This is a genomic window from Achromobacter sp. GbtcB20, assembly GCF_019091095.1.
GTDB lineage: Bacteria > Pseudomonadota > Gammaproteobacteria > Burkholderiales > Burkholderiaceae_B > Achromobacter > Achromobacter mucicolens.
In genome coordinates this window covers 1-399 of sequence record NZ_JAGXJZ010000277.1, presented here as the reverse complement: position 1 = coordinate 399, position 399 = coordinate 1, and the positions used below count along the sequence as shown (strand labels likewise).

At 56.6% G+C, this 399-nt stretch carries 1 protein-coding gene; it reads right to left on the bottom strand.

All coding sequences use genetic code 11. The features are described from left to right. Positions 1 to 249 (bottom strand): glutathione S-transferase N-terminal domain-containing protein (locus tag KVT32_RS28970; protein WP_217619298.1); only part of this gene is annotated, 249 nt, incomplete at its 3' end. Positions 250 to 399 lie beyond the last annotated feature (150 nt).

Genomic DNA, 399 nt, shown 5'->3' with positions numbered 1-399 from the left:
CCAGCGCCGTCCGCCCGCGCACACCTCATAGGAGCCGTCGATGTACTCGTTGATGATGTTCGATTCGTACAGGATCAGTTCGCGCTCGACCAGGATCGGCACCTGGCCATACGGGTTCATCGTCGAAATGTCTTCCGGCTTGTTGAAGAGGTCGACGTCGCGCACCTCGAAGTCCATGCCCTTTTCGAACAGGACCAGGCGGCAGCGTTGGGAGAACGGGCACGTGGTGCCGGTGAAGAGGAGCATCATGGTTTATAGTTCCTTAAGAAACAAAGGGGAGAAGCGCCGAGCGACTCACCCCGAAACATGATTGCCCGTATTATAGCCAAGCGGGCAATGTAAACGCATTACTTCACGTCTTTCCAGTACGACGCGTTCAAACGCCAGGCCAGGAAGGCG